The 20,260-nt window shown below is 60.8% G+C and carries 19 protein-coding genes; 10 read left to right on the forward strand and 9 right to left on the reverse strand.

Annotated elements, in window-relative coordinates; translation table 11 throughout:
• Positions 1-116: 116 nt before the first annotated feature.
• On the reverse strand, positions 117-1,418 hold the full coding sequence (locus IF189_RS04350; RefSeq protein ID WP_134828704.1) for an IS4 family transposase: 1,302 nt from the start codon (positions 1,416-1,418) through the stop codon (positions 117-119).
• A gap of 863 nt (positions 1,419-2,281) precedes the next feature.
• Between IF189_RS04350 and IF189_RS04355 the strand changes: the two genes are divergently transcribed.
• A complete protein-coding gene (locus IF189_RS04355) occupies positions 2,282-2,641 on the forward strand; it encodes a DUF6124 family protein (protein WP_192552893.1) in 360 nt (119 codons plus the stop codon).
• A 73-nt stretch (positions 2,642-2,714) separates the two neighbouring features.
• Here the strand turns inward: IF189_RS04355 and IF189_RS04360 are convergent, their stop codons facing one another.
• Positions 2,715-3,434, reverse strand: coding sequence for an SIMPL domain-containing protein (locus IF189_RS04360; RefSeq protein WP_114881410.1), 720 nt, complete (start codon positions 3,432-3,434; stop codon positions 2,715-2,717).
• Between the two features lie 226 nt (positions 3,435-3,660).
• Between IF189_RS04360 and IF189_RS04365 the strand changes: the two genes are divergently transcribed.
• From IF189_RS04365 to IF189_RS04380, 4 genes are all read left to right on the forward strand, one after another.
• The gene (locus tag IF189_RS04365) at positions 3,661-4,923 is read left to right on the forward strand and encodes an ATP-binding protein (protein ID WP_085711810.1); all 1,263 of its coding nucleotides are present in this window, start codon (positions 3,661-3,663) and stop codon (positions 4,921-4,923) included.
• Entirely contained in the window at positions 4,916-5,476 is a 561-nt protein-coding gene (locus tag IF189_RS04370) for a response regulator transcription factor (RefSeq protein WP_003221630.1), read from the forward strand. The genes IF189_RS04365 and IF189_RS04370 overlap by 8 nt, the downstream gene beginning before the upstream one ends.
• Positions 5,477-5,572: 96 nt before the next feature.
• Positions 5,573-7,300, forward strand: coding sequence for an ABC transporter ATP-binding protein/permease (locus tag IF189_RS04375; RefSeq protein WP_134825484.1), 1,728 nt, complete (start codon positions 5,573-5,575; stop codon positions 7,298-7,300).
• A gap of 105 nt (positions 7,301-7,405) precedes the next feature.
• Positions 7,406-8,152, forward strand: a complete 747-nt coding sequence (locus IF189_RS04380) for a FadR/GntR family transcriptional regulator (RefSeq protein WP_134825485.1) — start codon at positions 7,406-7,408, stop codon at positions 8,150-8,152.
• Positions 8,153-8,156: 4 nt separating this feature from the next.
• Here IF189_RS04380 and IF189_RS04385 read toward each other — a convergent pair whose 3' ends face one another.
• The 3 genes from IF189_RS04385 to IF189_RS04395 all read right to left on the reverse strand — a co-directional run bounded on the left by IF189_RS04385 (position 8,157) and on the right by IF189_RS04395 (position 10,135).
• Positions 8,157-8,531 (reverse strand): hypothetical protein, encoded by a 375-nt coding sequence (locus tag IF189_RS04385; protein WP_134825486.1) that lies wholly within the window; start codon positions 8,529-8,531, stop codon positions 8,157-8,159.
• Between the two features lie 102 nt (positions 8,532-8,633).
• On the reverse strand, positions 8,634-8,825 hold the full coding sequence (locus IF189_RS04390) for a hypothetical protein (protein ID WP_134825487.1): 192 nt from the start codon (positions 8,823-8,825) through the stop codon (positions 8,634-8,636).
• Between the two features lie 11 nt (positions 8,826-8,836).
• Complete coding sequence (locus IF189_RS04395) at positions 8,837-10,135, reverse strand: phospholipase (RefSeq protein ID WP_192552894.1); 1,299 nt, start codon at positions 10,133-10,135, stop codon at positions 8,837-8,839.
• A 235-nt stretch (positions 10,136-10,370) separates the two neighbouring features.
• Here IF189_RS04395 and kdgD point away from each other — a divergent pair, with 235 nt between their 5' ends.
• The 5 genes from kdgD (at position 10,371) to IF189_RS04420 (ending at position 16,848) form a co-directional block, all read left to right on the forward strand.
• A complete protein-coding gene (gene kdgD / locus IF189_RS04400) occupies positions 10,371-11,282 on the forward strand; it encodes a 5-dehydro-4-deoxyglucarate dehydratase (RefSeq protein ID WP_007953624.1) in 912 nt (303 codons plus the stop codon).
• Positions 11,283-11,343: 61 nt separating this feature from the next.
• The gene (locus tag IF189_RS04405; protein ID WP_134825489.1) at positions 11,344-12,783 is read left to right on the forward strand and encodes an aldehyde dehydrogenase family protein; all 1,440 of its coding nucleotides are present in this window, start codon (positions 11,344-11,346) and stop codon (positions 12,781-12,783) included.
• A 98-nt stretch (positions 12,784-12,881) separates the two neighbouring features.
• Positions 12,882-14,246 carry an MFS transporter gene (locus IF189_RS04410; RefSeq protein ID WP_085711879.1) on the forward strand — a complete coding sequence of 455 codons (1,365 nt, stop codon included), beginning with the start codon at positions 12,882-12,884 and terminating at the stop codon, positions 14,244-14,246.
• Between the two features lie 11 nt (positions 14,247-14,257).
• Positions 14,258-15,811 carry a galactarate dehydratase gene (gene garD / locus IF189_RS04415; RefSeq protein WP_192552895.1) on the forward strand — a complete coding sequence of 518 codons (1,554 nt, stop codon included), beginning with the start codon at positions 14,258-14,260 and terminating at the stop codon, positions 15,809-15,811.
• Positions 15,812-15,906: 95 nt separating this feature from the next.
• A complete protein-coding gene (locus IF189_RS04420) occupies positions 15,907-16,848 on the forward strand; it encodes an AEC family transporter (RefSeq protein WP_134825491.1) in 942 nt (313 codons plus the stop codon).
• Positions 16,849-16,857: 9 nt separating this feature from the next.
• Here IF189_RS04420 and IF189_RS04425 read toward each other — a convergent pair whose 3' ends face one another.
• The 4 genes from IF189_RS04425 to gatB all read right to left on the reverse strand — a co-directional run bounded on the left by IF189_RS04425 (position 16,858) and on the right by gatB (position 20,251).
• Positions 16,858-17,238, reverse strand: coding sequence for a carboxymuconolactone decarboxylase family protein (locus tag IF189_RS04425; protein WP_108226158.1), 381 nt, complete (start codon positions 17,236-17,238; stop codon positions 16,858-16,860).
• A complete protein-coding gene (locus IF189_RS04430; protein WP_134825507.1) occupies positions 17,235-18,296 on the reverse strand; it encodes a calcium/sodium antiporter in 1,062 nt (353 codons plus the stop codon). The genes IF189_RS04425 and IF189_RS04430 overlap by 4 nt, the downstream gene beginning before the upstream one ends.
• Positions 18,297-18,342: 46 nt before the next feature.
• Positions 18,343-18,717 (reverse strand): septal ring lytic transglycosylase RlpA family protein, encoded by a 375-nt coding sequence (locus IF189_RS04435; protein ID WP_102619432.1) that lies wholly within the window; start codon positions 18,715-18,717, stop codon positions 18,343-18,345.
• A gap of 88 nt (positions 18,718-18,805) precedes the next feature.
• Positions 18,806-20,251: an Asp-tRNA(Asn)/Glu-tRNA(Gln) amidotransferase subunit GatB gene (gatB, locus tag IF189_RS04440; protein ID WP_192552896.1), complete on the reverse strand. Its 1,446-nt coding sequence runs from the start codon at positions 20,249-20,251 to the stop codon at positions 18,806-18,808.
• Between the last annotated feature and the right edge of the window lie 9 nt (positions 20,252-20,260).

Genomic DNA, 20,260 nt, shown 5'->3' on the forward strand with positions numbered 1-20,260 from the left:
GCGGAAATATCGTTTTTCTAGGTTAGGTGTCTATCTCGGTATATCTGGGCTGATGGGGTACATATCCGTTGCTGCGGTAACGGCCACTTAGGGTTCCGCCCTTACGGCCATCCCTTTCAAGGTCTTTTCGTTTTAGCGGCCTTGATTACCCGGTCCGTTGAAACATGTGCATGCACCGCAGTGCCTTGCACCCATGTTTTGGGTTTAGGCACCTTGGGGCCCCGTGGACTTTTCGCAACTTGTTTGGGTTGGATGTTTCTGGCCAGTTCCAACAAGCGCTGGGCCAGTTTTTCCAGAGGTATGACGGGAAAATATTCCAGGGGCAGCGCGATTTGCAGGCCTTCATAACCACTCCGGACCTGAACCGCCAAGTGATAGGTTGAGGCTTCCCAGCCGTCAGGCTGAGTATCCTGATGGGCTTGCTCGACGCTTCGCTTGAGTACGGCCAGGACGTTGTAGGCCAATACCGCGGTAGCGAACCCGAGCAATGCAGCCTTTGGACTACCAAGGGTTTCGATTTCGCTTTCCAGGATTGCTTCCAGTCGCTGGAACATGCCTTCTATGCTCCAGCGACGGCGATAGAGTTCCGCGATCTGCTGTGCGCTGATGCTTTCAGGCAGGTTGCTCCAGAACATCAAGCTGCTGTCACCCGAGTCCGTTGGCGAGTGAAGCGTCAGTTCAACACGCCGACACTGGTAACCGCCTCTGACCTGAATAATCTGCTCACGCACAGTGCCCGTGTTTACAGGCACTGGTTCTTGCCAATGCCCCTCTTGAATCAGGCGTGGATGCTTGGCTTGTTGACGAATGACAAAGGAGGTTTTGACCTGCTCGCAAGCCTCCATGACCGGGAGCGTGCAATAGAGTCGATCGGCCAGCCACACCTGGCCCGGCTCGGCATCGGCCAAGAGAGGCAACACGCAAACACGCTCGCTTGCGTAGGCATCCTCGCACGCCTGCAGGTCGATGACCTGGTCCAGGTCGGGGTCGTAGACAACCACCGAGAAACCGGGTCGAGCGGCACCACGCTCGTGGCGTAAAGCCCCCAGTCGTTTCTCGGTGGATGCCAAGTGATTACCGTCTACCACCCGGACCTGCCACTCCGGCAGCATCTGCGTGCAACCCAACTCCTTGATGGTTGGAGCCAGGCGCTGCGCACAGCCCGTGACCAGTGCGCGCAACAGAGCTGGCTCGGTACGACTGATCTTGTCGTAGAGCGCCGCCAGACTGACAGGAAGATCTTCCAGTTGCCGCGCGGCGGCGTGCAGGGAAGGCTTCAAGCCCAATGAAACAAGGGACATCAGCTTGATAATGGTCGAGAACAACAGCTCACGAGAATACTGCCGTTGCCGATGTTCTTCGAAGACCTGATCAACCCACTCAGGGGCAATAGCGTGCTCCAGTGCCAATTTGGCCATAACGCTGGCAGGTGCTTTTTTCTCGAACCTCGCTAAAACCTCTGCCCACATCGCTTCGTCGTCCTGACTGAATTTTTGGGGCATTTTAACCAAAGACCTTGAAAGGGATGGCCCTTACGGCGGGTCACTTTTGGCAAACGCCCCAAAAGTAACCAAAAGGTCTTGCTCCTACGTTCGGCCCGCTCGCTGAGGCTCGGGGTTCCTTCGCTCCGGGATTCATCCGGGGGGCATCGCCTACGGTTTGCTTCGCTGCACCTCCTCTCGATGTGTTTGGCTTCGCCAAACGGTCGCTGCGCTCCCACCCCCGGATAAATCCCTCCACTCAGCCTGCCGACGTCGCCCGAAGATCAAAAGCGGTACTCGAGCTAACGCTCATCGTGTTGAGTGGTGGGAAGCGGAAAGCGAGCTGCTTTCCTGTGGGAGCCAGCCTGCTGGCGATGGCGGCCTGACAGCCGACCAGATCTTGTGGGGATTGATCGTTCCCACGCTCCGCGTGGGAATACCGCCCGGGACGCTCCGCGTTCCATTTTCGAATGTTTAAAGATGTGTGGGATTCGCCGAACATTCCCACAATGTTTTCAGGTTGTCCGTCGGAAGCACGGTCCCTAGTCTTTGGTTGTCGCAGAAGATTCTGCGATCGGGAAGTGAGATTCCCGGTTACTGAATTTGGAAACCAGCGCAAGCCGCCCCATAATCGCCGCCAGTTCATGCTGTCGGCAGTTCTTTATGGCGGCTATGTACGGGCGGACTTCGGTCCGGCCGGGTTGGTTTCCTTACCGGTAATCTCACTCCGTACATAGTTGCCACCTCATTTCGCGAGTGAGATCGGAAATGAGTGGCGCACATTCATAAGGAAATGCTCCATGAACAAGCCAGTACCCGATCCACCTCTCGAAACTTCCACCCCCCTCGAAGAAGCCATGCGCGCCGAAGACCTCGCCCGCAACCGCGAAGCCATCAAGCGCGCCCTCGACTATTACCTGTGCCCCAACCTTTCCAGACCGCGCCCGAGCACGATGTATATGGTCACGCCCAACGTCGACACCGAAAGCCTGCTGGCCAACGCCTGCGAGTCCCTGGCGTCGGCCAGTACCATCGCCAGCAATTTCGCCAGTGAACTCAGCGGTTCGCAGCGCAGTACGGCGCTCGGCATCCAGCAGATCATCATGCTGGCCGAGCTTGCGGTGAACCGGGCGCTGGATCGGGTTGATCCGCGAGCCTGAGTATCTGAATCCCGGGCACAAAAAAACCGGCGATCATCACTGATCGCCGGTTCTTCATTCAGCCGTTACTCAATCACTGCATCAACACTTCGATCGAGCCGTCGGCGGTCAGGCTGACCTGGCTGGTGCCCGCTTCGACTTCAGGCGTGACCGGCGCAGCGTCCATGCCGGCGGCCGCTTTCATCATCATCGGGGCGCGCATGTACGGTTGTGGGTAGCCGTTGCTGTTGAGGTTCAGGTTGACGATTTTGTAGCCCTTGCCGCCCAGGGCGTCGGTGGCCAGTTGGGCGCGGGCCTTGAAGGCGGTGACGGCTTCTTTCAGCAGTTTGTCTTCGCTGGCCTTGCGGGTCGGGTCGGCGATGGCGAAGTCCATGCCGCCCATTTTCAGGTCGGTCAGCAGTTCGCCGGTGAGTTTGGACAGGGCGGCGAAGTCGGTGCTCTCCAGGCGCAGTTCGGCGCGTTCGCGCCAGCCGGTGATTTTCTGGCCCTTGGTGTCGTAGATCGGGTAGCTGTTGCGGCTGCCTTGGCGCAGGGTGATGTCTTTGACCTGCTTGGCCTGGGCGAGCGCCTTGTTCATGGTGGTGCTGACGTCGGCGGCGAGTTTGGCCGGGTCGGTGTTCTGTTCTTCGGTGTAGAGGGTCACGATCATCAGGTCGCGGGCCACTTCCTGGCTGACTTCGGCGCGCAGGGAAATCTGGTTGTAGTGCAGCTCATCGGCGGCCAGGGCCGGAAGGCTGGCGACGCTGCCGACGGTCAGGGCGAGAAGGGCGGCGCTGCGGCGAAATGTGTGCATGAAAGCTCCTTGATGAGGGCGCAGGTGATGGTTCGGGGGCCTGCGTGAAACCATCAGACTCTAGCTTTTATGATCCGGTTCGCCCAGTTACAACTTCTATACAGATGGGCCTTATAGCCGCCGCGACGCTTTTTGCCATGTGGTCGTTTGCCGCACTTTCGCCTCTCAAGCCCGCGCCTTGGTTATACTCCGTGCGATCCGCCTGGAGCGCTCATCAGGAGAGCTCATGCTCGCCCCCGTACAACTGACTTCCGCCACTCGCCAGAATCTCTGGCGGCTGACTTTCATCCGCACCCTGGTGCTGGCCGCGCAGGCCGGTTCCGTGGGCCTGGCCTACTGGCTGGAGCTGTTGCCGTTGCCGTGGGTGCAACTGGTGATGACCCTCGGCTGTTCGATTCTGCTGTGTGTGTTCACCGCCGTGCGCCTGCGCACTTCGTGGCCGGTCACCGAGCTCGAATACGCGCTGCAACTGGCCTGCGATCTGGTTATCCACAGTGCCTTGCTGTATTTCTCCGGCGGGTCGACCAACCCGTTCGTTTCGTATTATCTGGTGCCGCTGACCATCGCTGCGGTGACACTGCCGTGGCGTTATTCGGTGGTGCTGTCCGGTATTGCGCTGGCCTTGTACACCCTGATGCTGACGCATTTCTATCCGCTGGAAACCCTGCCGGTGGCCCGGGAGAACCTGCAGATCTACGGCATGTGGCTGAGTTTCGCGCTGGCGGCAGCGGTGATCACTTTCTTCGCCGCGCGCATGGCCGAAGAGCTGCGCCGCCAGGAAGAGTTGCGCGCGATCCGCCGTGAAGAAGGCCTGCGCGACCAGCAGTTGCTGGCGGTGGCGACTCAGGCCGCCGGTGCCGCTCATGAGCTGGGTACGCCGCTGGCGACCATGAGCGTGTTGCTTAACGAAATGCAGCAGGATCATCACGACCCGATGCTTCAGGAAGACCTGAAAGTGTTGAAGGATCAGGTCAAGCTCTGCAAGGAGACCCTGCAACAACTGGTGCGCGCCGCCGAGGCCAATCGCCGGATGGCGGTGGAGATGCAGGACGTCACCGAGTGGCTCGACGAGGCGCTCAACCGCTGGCACCTGATGCGCCCCGAAGCCAGTTACCGCTTCCAGCGTCTGGGCCAGGGTACGTTGCCGCGCGTGGCACCGCCGCCGGATCTGACCCAGGCCTTGTTGAATCTGCTGAACAACGCCGCCGACGCCTGCCCGGAAAATCTTCAGGTGACCCTGGACTGGACCGCCGAAGACCTGACCATCAGCATCCGCGATCATGGCGCCGGTGTGCCGCTGGCCATCGCCGAGCAGATCGGCAAACCGTTTTTTACCACCAAGGGCAAAGGTTTCGGCCTGGGCCTGTTTTTGAGCAAGGCCAGCGTGACACGCGCCGGCGGCTCAGTGAAACTCTATAGTCATGAGGAAGGCGGCACGCTCACCGAGCTGCGCCTGCCCCACGGCGCCCGAGGAGAGCAACATGAGTGACGAAATCCAAGTCGAAGGCGAAGAACTGCCGCATTTGCTGCTGGTCGATGACGACGCGACCTTTACCCGGGTGATGGCTCGTGCCATGGCTCGCCGTGGTTTCCGCGTCAGCACCGCCGGTTCCGCCGAGGAAGGCCTGACCATCGCCCAGGCCGATCTGCCGGACTACGCCGCGCTGGACCTGAAAATGGACGGCGACTCCGGCCTGGTCCTGCTGCCGAAGCTGCTGGAGCTGGACCCGGAAATGCGCGTGGTGATCCTCACCGGTTACTCGAGCATCGCCACCGCTGTCGAAGCAATCAAGCGCGGCGCCTGCAATTACCTGTGCAAACCGGCGGACGCCGACGACGTGCTGGCGGCGCTGCTGTCCGAACACGCCGACCTCGACAGCCTGGTGCCGGAAAACCCGATGTCGGTGGACCGTCTGCAGTGGGAACACATCCAGCGCGTGCTGACTGAGCACGAAGGCAACATCTCCGCCACTGCCCGCGCCCTGGGCATGCACCGCCGTACCTTGCAGCGCAAGCTGCAGAAGCGCCCGGTTCGTCGCTGAACCTGCGCTGAACGGCCATCGCCAGCCCTCGCGATAAAGCGCACCGATCAACTATGATCGGTGCGTGTCTGTTCTTTTCTTTATTGAGCCTTTTCCATGAATCAGAACGCTGAATATTCCGCGGTCAACGATGCTGTGCGCGGGCAGTTTTTTCGCAAGGTGTGGGCCATGACCACGCCTTACTGGCGCAGCGAAGAGAAGGGCAAGGCCTGGACGTTGCTGATTGCCGTGATTGCACTCTCGCTGCTCAGCGTGGGCATCTCGGTGTGGTTCAACACTTGGTACAAGGACTTCTACAATGCGCTGCAAAAGAAAGATGAAGCGGCGTTCTGGCATCTGATCCTGTACTTCTGCGCGATTGCTGCAGTCGCGATTGTCGGTGCGGTGTATCGGCTCTACCTGACTCAGATGCTGACGATCCGCTGGCGGGCCTGGCTTACTGAAAAGCATTTTTCCCGTTGGCTCGCCGACAAGAATTACTACCAGCTGGAGCAGGGTGGTTACACCGATAACCCGGACCAGCGGATTTCCGAAGACCTCAACAATTTCACCTCCAATACCCTTGAGCTGGGTATCGGGCTGCTGCGCAATATCGTCAGCCTGGTGTCGTTTTCGATTATTTTGTGGGGCGTGTCGGGCAGTATTGAAGTTTATGGCATCACTATTCCTGGCTACATGTTCTGGTGCGTTCTGGTTTATGCAGTGGTCGGTAGCTGGTTGACGCACTTAATCGGTCGACGATTGATCGGTCTGAATAACCAACAACAACGCTTCGAAGCAGATCTGCGTTTTTCCATGGTGCGGATTCGGGAAAATGCCGAAAGCATTGCTCTGTACAACGGCGAACCGAACGAAAATCGTCGCTTGAGTGGTCGCTTTGCGAATGTCTGGCACAATTTCTGGGACATCATGAAAGTCTCCAAGCGCCTGACGTTTTTCACGGCCGGTTACAGCCAGGCCGCGATCATTTTCCCATTCATCGTCGCCTCGCCGCGTTACCTCGCCGGCAAGATCGAGCTCGGTGAACTCATGCAGATCAGCTCGGCATTCGGCAACGTTCAGGAGAGTTTCAGCTGGTTCATCAGTGCTTACCAGAACCTCGCTTCCTGGCGCGCCACGTGCGATCGTCTGCTGAGCTTCCATCAGGCCATGACCAGCAACGAAGAACGTGCACCGGCCATCGACGTGCAGAATCAGGGCGGCGAATTGAAGGTACACAACCTCGGGCTCGATCTGGCCGATGGTCGTCATCTGCTGACCAGTGCCACGATGACCGTAGAACCGGGCGATCGGGTGATGCTCAGTGGCCGCTCCGGTAGCGGCAAGTCCACGCTGTTCCGGGCGATGGGGCATCTGTGGCCGTCGGGTCACGGCAGTATCCGCTTGCCGTCCGCCCGTTATCTGTTCCTGCCACAGAAACCGTATCTGCCGATCGGCACCCTGCGCGACGCCTTGAGTTATCCACAACCGGGCGACACCTACGCGCCTGAACGTTATGCACAAGTGCTGGAAACCTGCCGTCTGCCGCATCTGGCGGCGCGGCTGGATGAAGCCAATCACTGGCAGCGCATGCTCTCGCCGGGTGAGCAGCAACGTCTGGCCTTCGCCCGTGCGCTGCTCTACGCACCGCACTGGCTGTACATGGACGAAGCGACGTCGGCGATGGACGAAGAAGACGAGGCCACGCTGTATCAGGCCCTGATCGATCAGTTGCCGGGCCTGAGCATCGTCAGCGTCGGCCATCGCAGCAGCCTCAAACGTTTCCATCCGCGGCATGTGCGGATCGACAGTGGGCATCTGGTCGAGCAGACCGTCACGGCCTGATGTGTACCGAATCTGTGGGAGCCTGCTCCCACAGAGGACGGTGATCGTACAACTCCCTTGGGCTATGATGCCCCTCTTACCGAATTTTCGAGACAAACGCAGACCATGGAAACCCCGATCGACACCCCGCGCCTCCCTCGCAAGCGCCGCAGCCTGGCACAGGAACTGGTGACGGTGCTGACCGAGCAGATCCGCGACGGTCTGCTCAAGCGTGGCGACAAGTTGCCCACCGAGTCGGCGATCATGGAAGCCCATGGCGTCAGCCGCACCGTGGTGCGCGAGGCGATTTCCCGGCTGCAGGCTGCGGGGCAGGTCGAAACCCGCCACGGCATCGGCACCTTCGTCCTCGATACGCCGAGCCCGAGCGGTTTCCGGATCGACCCGGCCACCGTGGTCACCTTGCGTGATGTGCTGGCGATTCTCGAGTTCCGTATCAGCCTCGAAGTCGAATCCGCCGGCCTCGCCGCACAACGCCGCAGCACAGAACAACTGGCCGCCATGCGCGCCGCCCTCGATGCGCTGAATGAAAGCGTGGCCCATGCCAGCGATGCGGTGGCATCGGATTTCCAGTTCCACCTGCAAATCGCGCTGTCCACCGGCAACCGTTACTTCACCGACATCATGACCCACCTGGGCACCAGCATCATTCCACGTACGCGGCTGAACTCGGCGCGTCTGGCCCATGACGATCAGCAGCACTACATGAATCGCCTGAGCCGCGAGCACGAGGAAATCTACGAGGCCATCGCCCGCCAGGATGCCGATGCCGCCCGCGCGGCCATGCGCCTGCACCTGACCAACAGCCGCGAACGGCTGCGTCAGGCCCATGAAGAGGCGCAGGCACAGGGTTGAGGAATCAGGCTTCGACGTAGAGTCTTAGTGGCTCCGAACAAGGTTCCAGACTGGACTCGTCGGCAAACTTGTAGCGCAGTTCGACGGTGCTGTTCAGGTACTTTTCCAGCTCGAATCTGGGGATGCTCAGCTCGATTCCCGTCAGCCCGACCATGTCATCCAGTGCGTCATCCCAGACGCCGGTCGGCTCCGACAAGCCCTGCCATTCAGGCTCTTCCGGGTCGTCGCCGAGGATCGGGTACACGTCCCAGTTCGGCGGGGTGTTCTGGCCATCGGGAACGCGGACGATCAGGTCATCATCCAGGTTCGACAACCTCAGGATGATCGAGTCGCTGGCGTGATCGGGAAATTGCGGAAGGTGTGCAGCGGCAAACGTCATGCTTCGTTCTCCTTGAAAGATCTGCCGCGATCCTTCGCGGCAGTTGTCGCACTTTACCCGGCGAATTGGTAAGGCGCGCCGGGGCAATCTTGTCCGGGCATTTCAGCTGCGGGGCAGAATCGAACGATCGACCCTGACCGCCAGTTTGCCCGGGCCTGGCCTGACGTCGAATGTTGCGTGCCCCTGGGCGTCCACCGACGCCCGGGCGATGGCCAGGCCGTCGCGCAGCAATTGCAGCGGCGCACCTTTCAACGATTGGCCCGAGGCCAGTTCCACTTTCAATTTGATGCTCATCGAATCGCTCCTTAATTCGTGTTGCCGGTCGGGTGATAGTCCTTGAGCAGCAGGTAAGTGCTCCAGCCCCACCAGTCGTCGACGGTGGCGGTGTCGTTGAGGTTGTTCACGTCCTTGCGCCGCAGGACTTTGTTGCCTTGAAGGCGGAACAGTGGCGAAAAGTTGTTGGCCAGGTTCATCACGGCAGTCAGATCCGGCAGCCGTTGCAGCGCGTTGAAGGTGGTCGGCACGTTGCCGCTTGAATAAGCGGCATACACCTCGTCCGCCGAATCCTGCACCGCCAGATTCACCTGATTGCGATTGTCGGTGTCGGCTGCCTCGAAGTAGCGTTTGTCGCCGAACGCACGCCATTGCTCGCCATGTCCGTTGCGCACCTTGAGGCCGAACTTGCTGTCTTCGTCATGCATGAAGCGAGTGATCAGCGAGCCCAGATCGCTCGGCGTTACGACGGCGGCCATGGCCTTGCGTGGCACCCGCAAATGCCCGGAGGAGAACAGGTCGGTGAGGTAATGGTCGGTGAACGCGTTCATGGCGTAGGCTCGTTCCAGTTGCAGCTCGTCCTGACTGGCGTGGGCGGCTGCGGCGGTTTGCAGGGCGGCGGTGTGCCCGGCGATGTAGGCCTGACGGGCCCATTCGCCGAAATGATCGGCATTGTTCGCCGCCAGTTTCAGGTAGCGACCGAGGGGGAACAGCGCCGAGACGAAACTGCCGCCGCCGGTGATTTTGTTCCACTCTTCCGACAACGTATCTCCCAGCGCGTCATAGGCTTCGTGGGGTGGCTTGCCGTCCTTGATCGCCTGTTTAACGGCGTCGATCTCTTTTTGCATGATCGCCAGAATTTGCGGCGCTTCGGCCTTTGACACCGGCAGGACGGCGAGGGTGTCAAACGCCGCTGAAAAGCGCTGAAGGCGATCCGCCGGAGTCGCACCTTCGTTGATTGGCCGGTCGGCGATTCCATAGAAATCGCCACCCAGCGCGAGCACCTGGCCATAGGTCAGCGCCAGTCCATTCGGCAGGTGCAAGGGCACGTTTTGCGCGAGCACCGGCTCGGCGTTTTCAACGAAGCGCAGCCGGGTGTTATCGCCAATCGCCGTGTGTTCCGCGCCTTCGAAGCGCAGCGGCGGTTTGACTTTCATGGCTTTGCCGGACAGGGCAGGGACGGGTTCGACATCGCTGTGCGAGTCGGCAATGTGCAACACCAGATGCGGATTTTCAGCACTGAAGGCAATGCCGCCGGGGGTAAAAAGATCATCGAAACGGGCGATGACCGGTGTGGGTTGTTCAAGGCATTTGGGTTGTAGACCGGACATTTCTTTCTCCTTGATATGTCGTCGGTGGGTTCTTATTTAGATGTATGCATATACAGTAAAATCGAGCCTAGTCGAGAAATCTCCTACGTCAAAAAGAAATCTTGTCCGACAAAAAATGCCCTCCAGCGATGAAATGCAGTTGACGGTTATCTTTTAAGTTGTACGATGACCTACAACTTCGGCGAAGGCTGAACGGTCCACTCACAAAAAACGTTGCTACCAGGGTGTTCGAATAATGAATCCACAAGAACTGAAGTCCATCCTCTCCGCCGGCCTGTTGTCTTTCCCGGTCACCGATTTCAATGCCCAGGGCGATTTCAACCGCGCGGGCTACATCAAACGCCTGGAATGGCTGGCCCCGTACGGTGCTTCGGCCCTGTTCGCCGCCGGTGGCACCGGTGAATTCTTCTCCCTGGCGGCCAGCGAATATTCGGAAATCATCAAGACTGCGGTCGATACCTGCGCCAGCAGCGTGCCGATCCTCGCCGGTGTCGGCGGTTCGACCCGCCAGGCCATCGAATACGCTCAGGAAGCCGAGCGTCTGGGCGCCAAAGGTCTGTTGCTGCTGCCGCACTACCTGACCGAAGCCAGCCAGGACGGCGTCGCCGCCCACGTTGAGGCGGTGTGCAAATCGGTGAACATCGGTGTCGTGGTCTACAACCGCAACGTCTGCCGCCTGACCGCGCCGCTGCTGGAACGTCTGGCCGAACGCTGCCCGAACCTGATCGGTTACAAGGACGGTCTGGGCGATATCGAACTGATGGTGTCGATCCGCCGTCGCCTCGGCGATCGCTTCAGCTACCTCGGTGGTCTGCCGACCGCTGAAGTCTATGCCGCTGCCTACAAGGCCCTGGGTGTGCCGGTCTACTCGTCGGCGGTGTTCAACTTCATCCCGAAAACCGCGATGGACTTCTACCACGCCATTGCCCGCGAAGATCACGCCACTGTCGGCAAGATCATCGACGACTTCTTCCTGCCGTACCTGGACATCCGCAACCGCAAGGCCGGTTACGCCGTGAGCATCGTCAAGGCAGGCGCCAAGATCGCCGGCTATGACGCAGGCCCGGTGCGGGCGCCGCTGACCGACCTGACCCGCGAAGAGTACGAAATGCTCGCCGCGCTGATCGACAAGCAAGGTGCGCAGTAACACAACCCTATAAACAAGGCCGCTGAGCAATCAGCGGCCTTTTGCGTCAGGAGAATGATTCGTGACCAAGCGCTATGACAACTACATCAACGGTGAATGGGTCGCCGGCAACGATTACTCGGTCAACATCAACCCGTCCGAGCTGAGCGACACCATCGGCGACTACGCCAAGGCTGATCTGGCTCAGGTCAACGCCGCCATCGACGCCGCTCGCGCCGCGTTCCCGGCGTGGTCGACCTCGGGTATTCAGGCTCGCCACGACTCGCTGGACAAGGTCGGCACCGAGATCCTCGCCCGTCGCGAAGAACTCGGCACCCTGCTGGCCCGGGAAGAGGGCAAGACCCTGCCGGAAGCCATCGGCGAAGTGACCCGCGCCGGCAACATCTTCAAGTTCTTCGCGGGCGAGTGCCTGCGTCTGTCCGGCGACTATGTGCCGTCGGTGCGTCCGGGCGTCAATGTTGAAGTCACCCGCGAAGCCCTCGGCGTGGTCGGCCTGATCACCCCGTGGAATTTCCCGATTGCCATCCCGTCGTGGAAAATCGCCCCGGCCCTGGCCTACGGCAACTGCGTGGTGTTGAAGCCGGCGGATCTGGTGCCGGGGTGCGCCTGGGCACTGGCCGAAATCATCTCCCGCGCAGGCTTCCCGGCCGGCGTTTTCAACCTGGTGATGGGCAGCGGTCGTGTGGTCGGTGAAGCGCTGGTCAACAGCCCGAAAGTCGACGGCATCAGCTTCACCGGCTCTGTTGGTGTGGGTCGTCAGATCGCGGTCAATTGCGTGTCGCGCCAGGCCAAGGTGCAACTGGAGATGGGCGGCAAGAACCCGCAGATCATTCTCGACGACGCCGACCTCAAGCAGGCGGTGGAGCTGTCGGTGCAGAGCGCGTTCTACTCCACCGGCCAGCGTTGCACCGCGTCGAGCCGACTGATCGTTACTGCCGGGATACACGACAAGTTCGTCGAAGCCATGGCCGAGCGCATGAAGTCGATCAAGGTCGGTCACGCGCTGAAGGCCGGCACCGACATCGGTCCGGTGGTCTCGCAAGCGCAGCTTGAACAGGACCTGAAATACATCGACATCGGCCAGTCCGAAGGCGCGCGCGTGGTCAGCGGTGGTGGTCTGGTGACCTGCGATACCGAGGGTTATTTCCTCGCGCCGACCCTGTTTGCCGACAGCGAAGCGTCGATGCGCATCAGCCGCGAAGAGATCTTCGGCCCGGTGGCCAACATCGTCCGCGTGGCGGATTACGAGGCTGCACTGGTCATGGCCAACGACACCGAATTCGGTCTGTCGGCGGGCATCGCCACGACGTCGCTGAAGTACGCCAACCACTTCAAGCGTCATTCCCAGGCCGGGATGGTGATGGTCAACCTGCCGACCGCCGGCGTCGATTACCACGTTCCGTTCGGGGGCCGTAAGGGTTCATCCTATGGCTCACGTGAGCAAGGCCGTTATGCGCAAGAGTTCTACACCGTGGTGAAAACCGCCTACATCGGTTCGTAAGTCGCTGCACCCGCGCAGGGTTATTGCCAAGGCCCTGCGCGGCACAAGACCAAAGAATGTTTTACCCGCATAAAAATAATCAGTGGGAGTACATCTACATGCAATCGTCCAAGCCGACTCACGTCCGCTATTTGATTCTGCTCATGCTGTTCCTGGTGACCACGATCAACTACGCCGACCGCGCCACCATCGCGATCGCCGGTTCCAGTTTGCAAAAAGACCTCGGCATCGACGCGGTCACCCTCGGCTATATCTTCTCTGCATTCGGTTGGGCCTACGTGGCCGGGCAAATCCCCGGCGGCTGGCTGCTCGATCGCTTCGGCTCGAAAAAAGTCTATGCCCTGAGCATTTTCACCTGGTCGCTGTTCACCGTGCTGCAAGGCTTTGTCGGTGAGTTCGGCATGTCCACGGCTATCGTGGCGCTGTTCATGCTGCGCTTCCTCGTGGGCCTGGCCGAGGCGCCATCGTTCCCCGGCAACGCACGCATCGTCGCGGCCTGGTTCCCGACCGCTGAACGCGGTACGGCTTCGGCGATCTTCAACTCGGCGCAGTACTTCGCCACCGTGCTGTTCGCGCCGCTGATGGGCTGGATCGTCTATGCCTTCGGCTGGGAACACGTATTCATTGTCATGGGCGTGTTCGGCATTCTGTTCTCGCTGATCTGGCTGAAGGTTATCCACAGCCCGCGCCAGCACCCGATGGCCAACGAAGCGGAAGTGAAGTTCATCGCCGACAACGGCGGCATGGTCGACATGGACCAGAAACAAGGCAAAAAGGCTGACGGCCCGAAATGGGATTACATCCGCCAGTTGCTGACCAATCGCATGATGCTCGGCGTTTATCTGGGCCAGTACTGCATCAACGGCATCACCTATTTCTTCCTGACCTGGTTCCCGGTGTACCTGGTGCAGGAGCGCGGCATGACCATCCTCAAGGCGGGTTTCATCGCCTCGTTGCCGGCGATCTGCGGTTTTATCGGCGGCGTTCTCGGCGGGGTGATTTCCGATTACCTGCTGCGCAAGGGCCACTCGCTGACCTTCGCCCGCAAGGCGCCGATCATTGCCGGCCTGCTGGTCTCCAGCAGCATCGTCGCGTGCAACTATGTTGAAGTGGAATGGATGGTGGTCGGCTTCATGGCCCTGGCCTTCTTCGGCAAAGGCGTGGGCGCACTGGGCTGGGCGGTGGTCTCCGACACCTCGCCGAAACAGATCGCCGGTCTGAGCGGTGGCCTGTTCAACACTTTCGGCAACATCGCGTCGATCACCACGCCGATCGTCATCGGCTACATCATCAGCTCCACCGGTTCGTTCAAGTGGGCGCTGGTGTTCGTCGGCGCCAACGCACTGGTGGCGGTGTTCAGCTACCTGGTGATCGTCGGCCCGATCAAACGTGTGGTACTGAAAGAGCCGCCAACCAATGGTGGTTCCGAAGCCACCGGTAAATTGTCTCAAGCGCATTCCTGAGGAGCGGCGCCATGCAGTTGATTGAACATTCCGACTCGCCGCGCTACATCCGCCTGCACGAGCGGGACAACGTAGTGGTCGTGGTCAATGACCAGGGCGTTCCGGCCGGCACCGCGTTCGCCGATGGCCTGGTGACGGTGGATTTTGTGCCGCAGAGCCACAAGGTCAGCCTCGTGGATATCCCCGAGGGCGGCACGGTGATTCGCTACGGCCAGATTATCGGTTATGCGTTGCAACCGATTCCCCGTGGCAGTTGGGTCAAGGAAGATCAACTGCGCATGCCGACCGCGCCACCGCTGGACAGCCTGCCGCTGTCCACCGACGTGCCGGCCGCCCAGGCGCCGCTGGAGGGTTACACCTTCGAGGGTTATCGCAATGCCGACGGCACCGTCGGCACGCGCAACATCCTCGGGATCACCACCACCGTGCAGTGCGTCACCGGGGTGCTGGATCACGCGGTCAAACGCATCAAGGATGAACTGTTGCCGAAGTATCCACATGTCGATGACGTGGTGGCGCTGACCCATAGTTACGGTTGCGGCGTGGCCATCACCGCCACCGACGCCTACATCCCGATCCGCACCGTGCGCAATCTGGCGCGCAACCCGAACCTCGGTGGCGAGGCGTTGGTGATCAGCCTCGGCTGCGAGAAATTGCAGGCCGGGCAGGTGATGCACGAGGACGATGCGTCGGTGGATCTGAGCGAGCCGTGGCTGTATCGCTTGCAAGACTCCAGTCACGGTTTCACCGAGATGATCGAGCAGATCATGGAGCTGGCCGAAACCCGCCTGAAGAAACTTGACCAGCGCCGCCGGGAAACCGTGCCGGCGTCCGAGCTGATCCTCGGCATGCAGTGTGGCGGCAGCGATGCGTTTTCCGGGATCACCGCCAACCCGGCGCTGGGTTATGCCTCGGACTTGCTATTGCGGGCGGGGGCGACGGTGATGTTTTCCGAAGTCACCGAAGTGCGCGATGCGATTTACCTGCTGACCTCCCGGGCCCAGAGCAAAACCGTTGCCGAAGAACTGGTGCGCGAGATGGACTGGTACGACCGTTACCTGGCCAAGGGCGAGGCGGATCGCAGCGCCAACACCACGCCGGGCAACAAGAAGGGCGGGTTGTCGAACATTGTCGAGAAGTCGCTGGGCTCGATCGTCAAATCCGGCAGCAGCGCGATCAGCGGCGTGCTCGGCCCGGGGGAACGCTTCAAGCAGAAGGGTTTGATTTTCTGTGCGACGCCCGCGAGTGATTTTGTCTGCGGTACTTTGCAACTGGCGGCGGGGATGAACCTGCATGTGTTCACCACCGGACGCGGCACGCCTTATGGTCTGGCCATGGCGCCGGTGGTGAAGGTGTCGACCCGGACCGAACTGGCGCAGCGCTGGCCGGACCTGATCGACATCGATGCCGGGCGTATTGCCACCGGGCGTGCGACCATCGAGGAGCTGGGTTGGGAGTTGTTCCACTACTATCTGGATGTGGCGAGCGGCAAGCAGCAGACGTGGGCTGAAAAGCACAAACTGCATAACGACATTACGTTGTTCAATCCGGCGCCGATTACTTGATGGTTGCTCGTTCCCACGCGCTGCGTGGGAACGATCGGGGTGAAAGTGGCTTATCATTAGCCCCCTGACGACGCTCACCTCCAAGGCTCCCCGGCATGCTGGCAATCTTCCTCGAAACCCTGAACATCACCGCGCCGGTGTTTGCCATGTTGTTTCTGGGTGTGCTGCTCAAGCGCATCGACTGGATCAACGACAACTTCATCCACACGGCGTCGTCGCTGGTGTTCAACGTCAGCATGCCGGCGCTGCTGTTTCTCGGCATCCTCCATGCCGACCTGCACGCCGCGCTGCAACCGGCGCTGCTGATCTACTTCGCCGTCGCCACCCTGGCCAGTTTCGCCCTGGCCTGGGGCTGGGCGATTCTCCGCTGCCCCCGTGAAGATCGCGGCATCTACACGCAAGGCGCGTTTCGCGGCAACAACGGGGTGATCGGTCTGGCGCTGGCGGCGAGCATGTACGGCGACTACGGGATTTCCCTCGGGGCGATTCTCGCGGCGCTGGTGATCCTGTTCTACAACACCCTGTCGACCATTGTGCTGGCGGTGTACAGCCCGGTGATCAAGTCCGATCCGTGGAGCATCTGCAAAAGCGTGTTCAGCAATCCGCTGATCATCAGCGTGATTGCGGCGGCGCCGTTTGCCTGGTTCAAGATCGGTCTGCCGGGCTGGCTGGAGACGTCGGGCCAATATCTGGCGCAAACCACATTGCCACTGGCGCTGATCTGCATCGGCGGCACCCTGTCGCTGGCGGCTCTGCGCAAGAGCGGGAGCATGGCGCTCAGTTCCAGTCTGGTGAAGATGATCGGCCTGCCGGTGTTGGCCACGCTGGGTGCCTGGCTATGGGGCTTTCGCGGGGCGGAGCTGGGGATTCTGTTTCTGTACTTCGGCAGCCCGACGGCGGCCGCCAGTTTTGTCATGGCCCGGGCGGCCCAGGGCAATCATGAACTGGCGGCGGCGATCATTGTGTTGACCACGTTGATGGCGGCGGTGACCACCAACGTCGGGATCTTTCTGTTGCAGTGGGGCGGGTGGATCTGAGGCTGATTGTTACTCTGGTTTCTGGTAGGTGTCGATCACTTCCTGTGCCGCCCGAAACGCATCGATCGCCGCCGGTACACCGGCATACACCGCACAATGCAGCAGCGCCTCGCGGATCTCATCGACCGTGCAGCCATTGTTCAACGCACCGCGCACGTGGCCCTTCAATTCCTGCGGGCACTTCAACGCGGTCAGCGCGGCGAGGGTGATCAGGCTGCGGGTTTTCAGCGGCAGACCTTCGCGATTCCACACACCGCCCCAGGCATGTTCGTTGACGAAATCCTGCAGCGGTTGAGTGAATTCGGTGGCGTTACCCAGGGCGCGGTCGACGAATGCATCGCCCATTACCTGGCGGCGGATTTCGACCCCGGATTTCTTCGATTCGGTCATGGCACATCCCTCTTGTGGTGTTGGCGGCGCCAGGCACGCACCGACGTGAAAAACAGAAACGTCAGCAGCGCCGGCAGGACATAAAACAGCATCAACCGTTCGAGCTTGCCGGCCAGCGGCATGCCGGTGGTGAACGAAACCACGTGCAGCCCATACGCCAGGTACAAGCCGAGCAGCAACAAGCCTTCGGCCCGGGTCACGCGGTAGCCGGAGTAGAACACCGGCAGGCACAGCGTAGCGACGCCGAGCATCACCGGCAGGTCGAAATCCAGCGCGTTGGGCGACACCGACAGTGGCGTCGGTGCAATCAGCGCCGTGATGCCCAGGACCCCGAGCAGGTTGAACAGGTTGGCACCGATCACGTTGCCCACGGCAATGTCCCGCTGACCGCGCAATGCGGCGATCAAGGAAGTGGCGAGTTCCGGCAGTGAAGTGCCGACCGCGACCACGGTCAGGCCGATCACCCGTTCGGAGAACCCGAGATCGGTGGCCACTGCGACAGCGGCACCCAGTAGCAAATGCCCGGCGAACACCAGCATGGCCAGCCCGGCGACGATCATCAGCAGGCTGGTGAACCAGGGGGCGGGCTGAGTCTGAGGATGATCCGAATGTGGCCGGGCAGAGTGGCGCGACTGGCGCAGCAGCAAGCCGAGATAAAGCCCCAGGGCCGCCAGCAGCAGGAGGCCGTCGAAACGGCCGATCTCTTCGTTCCAGGCCAGCACGAACACCAGCAGGCTGGCGCCGATCATCAGCGGGATATCGAGACGCACCAGTTGCCGAGAGACCCGCAGCGGAATGATCAACGCGGACAGGCCGAGGGTCACGAGGATGTTGAAAATGCTGCTGCCGATCACGCTGCCGACCGCGATGTCTGGGTTGTGCGTCAGGGTTGCTTGCAGACTGACCGCCATTTGCGGGGCGCTGCTGCCGAGGGCGACGATGGTCAGACCGATGATCAGCGGCCGCACATGCAGGCGCGCGGCCAGGCGTACGGCGGCGCGCACCATCAGTTCGGCACCGGCGATCAGCAGGAACAGCCCGCAGAGCAGTTCGATCACGTTGATCAACGGTAAATCGGTCAGTCCGAAAATGGCGGGCGCTCCATCAGTCGTCGAGGGCCTGCACGCGAACTCGTGCCGTGCCGCTGCCAATCATGCCGAGGCGTTCGGCGGCTTCCCGTGAAACATCGATGATGCGCCCACGGGTGTGTGGCCCGCGGTCGTTGATACGCACCACGCAGGATTTGTCGTTTTTCAGGTTGGTGACCTTCACCCGCGTGCCGAACGGCAACTGGCGATGGGCGGCGGTCAGGGAATTCTGGTTGAACGCTTCGCCGCTGGCGGTGCGTTTACCGTGGTGTTTGGCTCCGTAATAGGAGGCGACGCCGGTCTGGTCGTAACCGTGCGGGTCGATGGTGTCGGTACTGGCGCAACCGGCCAGCAGGGAAAGCAGGGCGCAACTGATGAATAGACGCTTCATTCAAAGGTTTCCCGAAAACAGATGTGGGAGCCAGCCTGCCGGCTCCCACAGGGAATGGAGCCAGGCGTTGGAGCTGGCCCCATTTTCATCAGCCTTCGAGCTTGCTTTTCAGCAGTTCGTTCACTTGCTGCGGGTTGGCCTTGCCCTTGGAGGCTTTCATGGCCTGACCGACGAAGAAACCGAACATCTTGCCGCGCTTGGCTTCGTCTGCCGCACGGTATTGCTCGACCTGCTCGGCGTTGGCCGCGAGCATTTCGTCCAGTACCGCCGAGATGGCGCCGGTGTCGGTAACCTGCTTCAGGCCGCGCTTTTCGATGATCTCGTCTGCGCTGCCTTCGCCGTTGGCCATCGCTTCGAACACCACCTTGGCGATCTTGCCGGAGATGGTGTTGTCCTTGATGCGCTGCAGCATGCCGCCCAGTTGCTCGGCGGAAACCGGCGAATCCTCGATGTCCAGGTTCTGTTTGTTGAGCAGGCTGCCCAACTCGACCATCACCCAGTTCGCCGCCAGTTTGGCGTCGCCGCCAATGCTCGCGACTTTCTCGAAGTAGTCCGCCTGTTCACGGCTGGTGGCCAGCACGTTGGCGTCGTAGGCCGACAGACCGAAGGCACTTTGGAAACGCTCGCGTTTTTGCGGTGGCAGTTCCGGCAGGGTGGCGCGCACGTCATTGAGGAACGAGTCCTCGATGACCACTGGCAACAGGTCCGGATCGGGGAAGTAACGGTAGTCGTTGGCTTCTTCCTTGCTGCGCATCGGACGGGTTTCGTCCTTGTTCGGATCGTACAGACGGGTCTGCTGGATCACTTTGCCGCCGTCTTCGATCAGGTCGATCTGACGCTGGATCTCGGAGTTGATCGCCTTCTCGATGAAACGGAACGAGTTGACGTTCTTGATCTCGCAGCGGGTGCCGAACTCGACCTGGCCTTTCGGACGGATCGACACGTTGCAGTCGCAACGCAGCGAGCCTTCGGCCATGTTGCCGTCGCAGATGCCCAGGTAACGCACCAGCGCGTGGATAGCCTTGACGTAGGCCACGGCTTCCTTGGCGCTGCGCATGTCAGGTTCGGACACGATTTCCAGCAGCGGCGTGCCGGCACGGTTCAGATCGATGCCGGTGGCACCGCTGAATTCTTCGTGCAGGCTCTTGCCGGCGTCTTCTTCCAGGTGCGCGCGGGTGATGCCGACGCGTTTGACCGTGCCGTCTTCCAGGGCGATGTCCAGGTGGCCCTTGCCGACGATCGGCAATTCCATCTGGCTGATCTGGTAGCCCTTCGGCAGGTCCGGGTAGAAGTAGTTCTTGCGGGCGAACACGTTGTGCTGACCGATCTCGGCGTCAATCGCCAGACCGAACATCACCGCCATGCGCACCGCTTCCTGGTTGAGCACCGGCAGCACGCCGGGCATGCCCAGGTCGATCAGGCTGGCCTGGGTGTTCGGCTCGGAACCGAACTGGGTGGAACTACCGGAAAAGATTTTCGACCGGGTGGTGAGCTGGGTGTGAATCTCCAGCCCGATCACGACTTCCCATTGCATGTGTGTCTC

This window comes from Pseudomonas sp. IzPS59, from assembly GCF_014863505.1.
Classification (GTDB): domain Bacteria; phylum Pseudomonadota; class Gammaproteobacteria; order Pseudomonadales; family Pseudomonadaceae; genus Aquipseudomonas; species Aquipseudomonas kribbensis.

What these genes read in the sequence shown, in the direction of transcription:
- IF189_RS04370 (WP_003221630.1), top strand. Translation starts at nt 4,916, where the DNA reads ATGAGTGACGAAATCCAAGTCGAAGGCGAAGAACTGCCGCATTTGCTG.
- IF189_RS04425 (WP_108226158.1), bottom strand. Translation starts at nt 17,238, where the DNA reads ATGACCGAATCGAAGAAATCCGGGGTCGAAATCCGCCGCCAGGTAATG.
- IF189_RS04380 (WP_134825485.1), top strand. Translation starts at nt 7,406, where the DNA reads ATGGAAACCCCGATCGACACCCCGCGCCTCCCTCGCAAGCGCCGCAGC.
- IF189_RS04420 (WP_134825491.1), top strand. Translation starts at nt 15,907, where the DNA reads ATGCTGGCAATCTTCCTCGAAACCCTGAACATCACCGCGCCGGTGTTT.
- IF189_RS04410 (WP_085711879.1), top strand. Translation starts at nt 12,882, where the DNA reads ATGCAATCGTCCAAGCCGACTCACGTCCGCTATTTGATTCTGCTCATG.
- IF189_RS04395 (WP_192552894.1), bottom strand. Translation starts at nt 10,135, where the DNA reads ATGTCCGGTCTACAACCCAAATGCCTTGAACAACCCACACCGGTCATC.
- IF189_RS04435 (WP_102619432.1), bottom strand. Translation starts at nt 18,717, where the DNA reads ATGAAGCGTCTATTCATCAGTTGCGCCCTGCTTTCCCTGCTGGCCGGT.
- IF189_RS04360 (WP_114881410.1), bottom strand. Translation starts at nt 3,434, where the DNA reads ATGCACACATTTCGCCGCAGCGCCGCCCTTCTCGCCCTGACCGTCGGC.
- IF189_RS04365 (WP_085711810.1), top strand. Translation starts at nt 3,661, where the DNA reads ATGCTCGCCCCCGTACAACTGACTTCCGCCACTCGCCAGAATCTCTGG.
- gatB (WP_192552896.1), bottom strand. Translation starts at nt 20,251, where the DNA reads ATGCAATGGGAAGTCGTGATCGGGCTGGAGATTCACACCCAGCTCACC.
- IF189_RS04390 (WP_134825487.1), bottom strand. Translation starts at nt 8,825, where the DNA reads ATGAGCATCAAATTGAAAGTGGAACTGGCCTCGGGCCAATCGTTGAAA.
- IF189_RS04350 (WP_134828704.1), bottom strand. Translation starts at nt 1,418, where the DNA reads ATGGCCAAATTGGCACTGGAGCACGCTATTGCCCCTGAGTGGGTTGAT.
- kdgD (WP_007953624.1), top strand. Translation starts at nt 10,371, where the DNA reads ATGAATCCACAAGAACTGAAGTCCATCCTCTCCGCCGGCCTGTTGTCT.
- garD (WP_192552895.1), top strand. Translation starts at nt 14,258, where the DNA reads ATGCAGTTGATTGAACATTCCGACTCGCCGCGCTACATCCGCCTGCAC.
- IF189_RS04355 (WP_192552893.1), top strand. Translation starts at nt 2,282, where the DNA reads ATGAACAAGCCAGTACCCGATCCACCTCTCGAAACTTCCACCCCCCTC.
- IF189_RS04375 (WP_134825484.1), top strand. Translation starts at nt 5,573, where the DNA reads ATGAATCAGAACGCTGAATATTCCGCGGTCAACGATGCTGTGCGCGGG.
- IF189_RS04385 (WP_134825486.1), bottom strand. Translation starts at nt 8,531, where the DNA reads ATGACGTTTGCCGCTGCACACCTTCCGCAATTTCCCGATCACGCCAGC.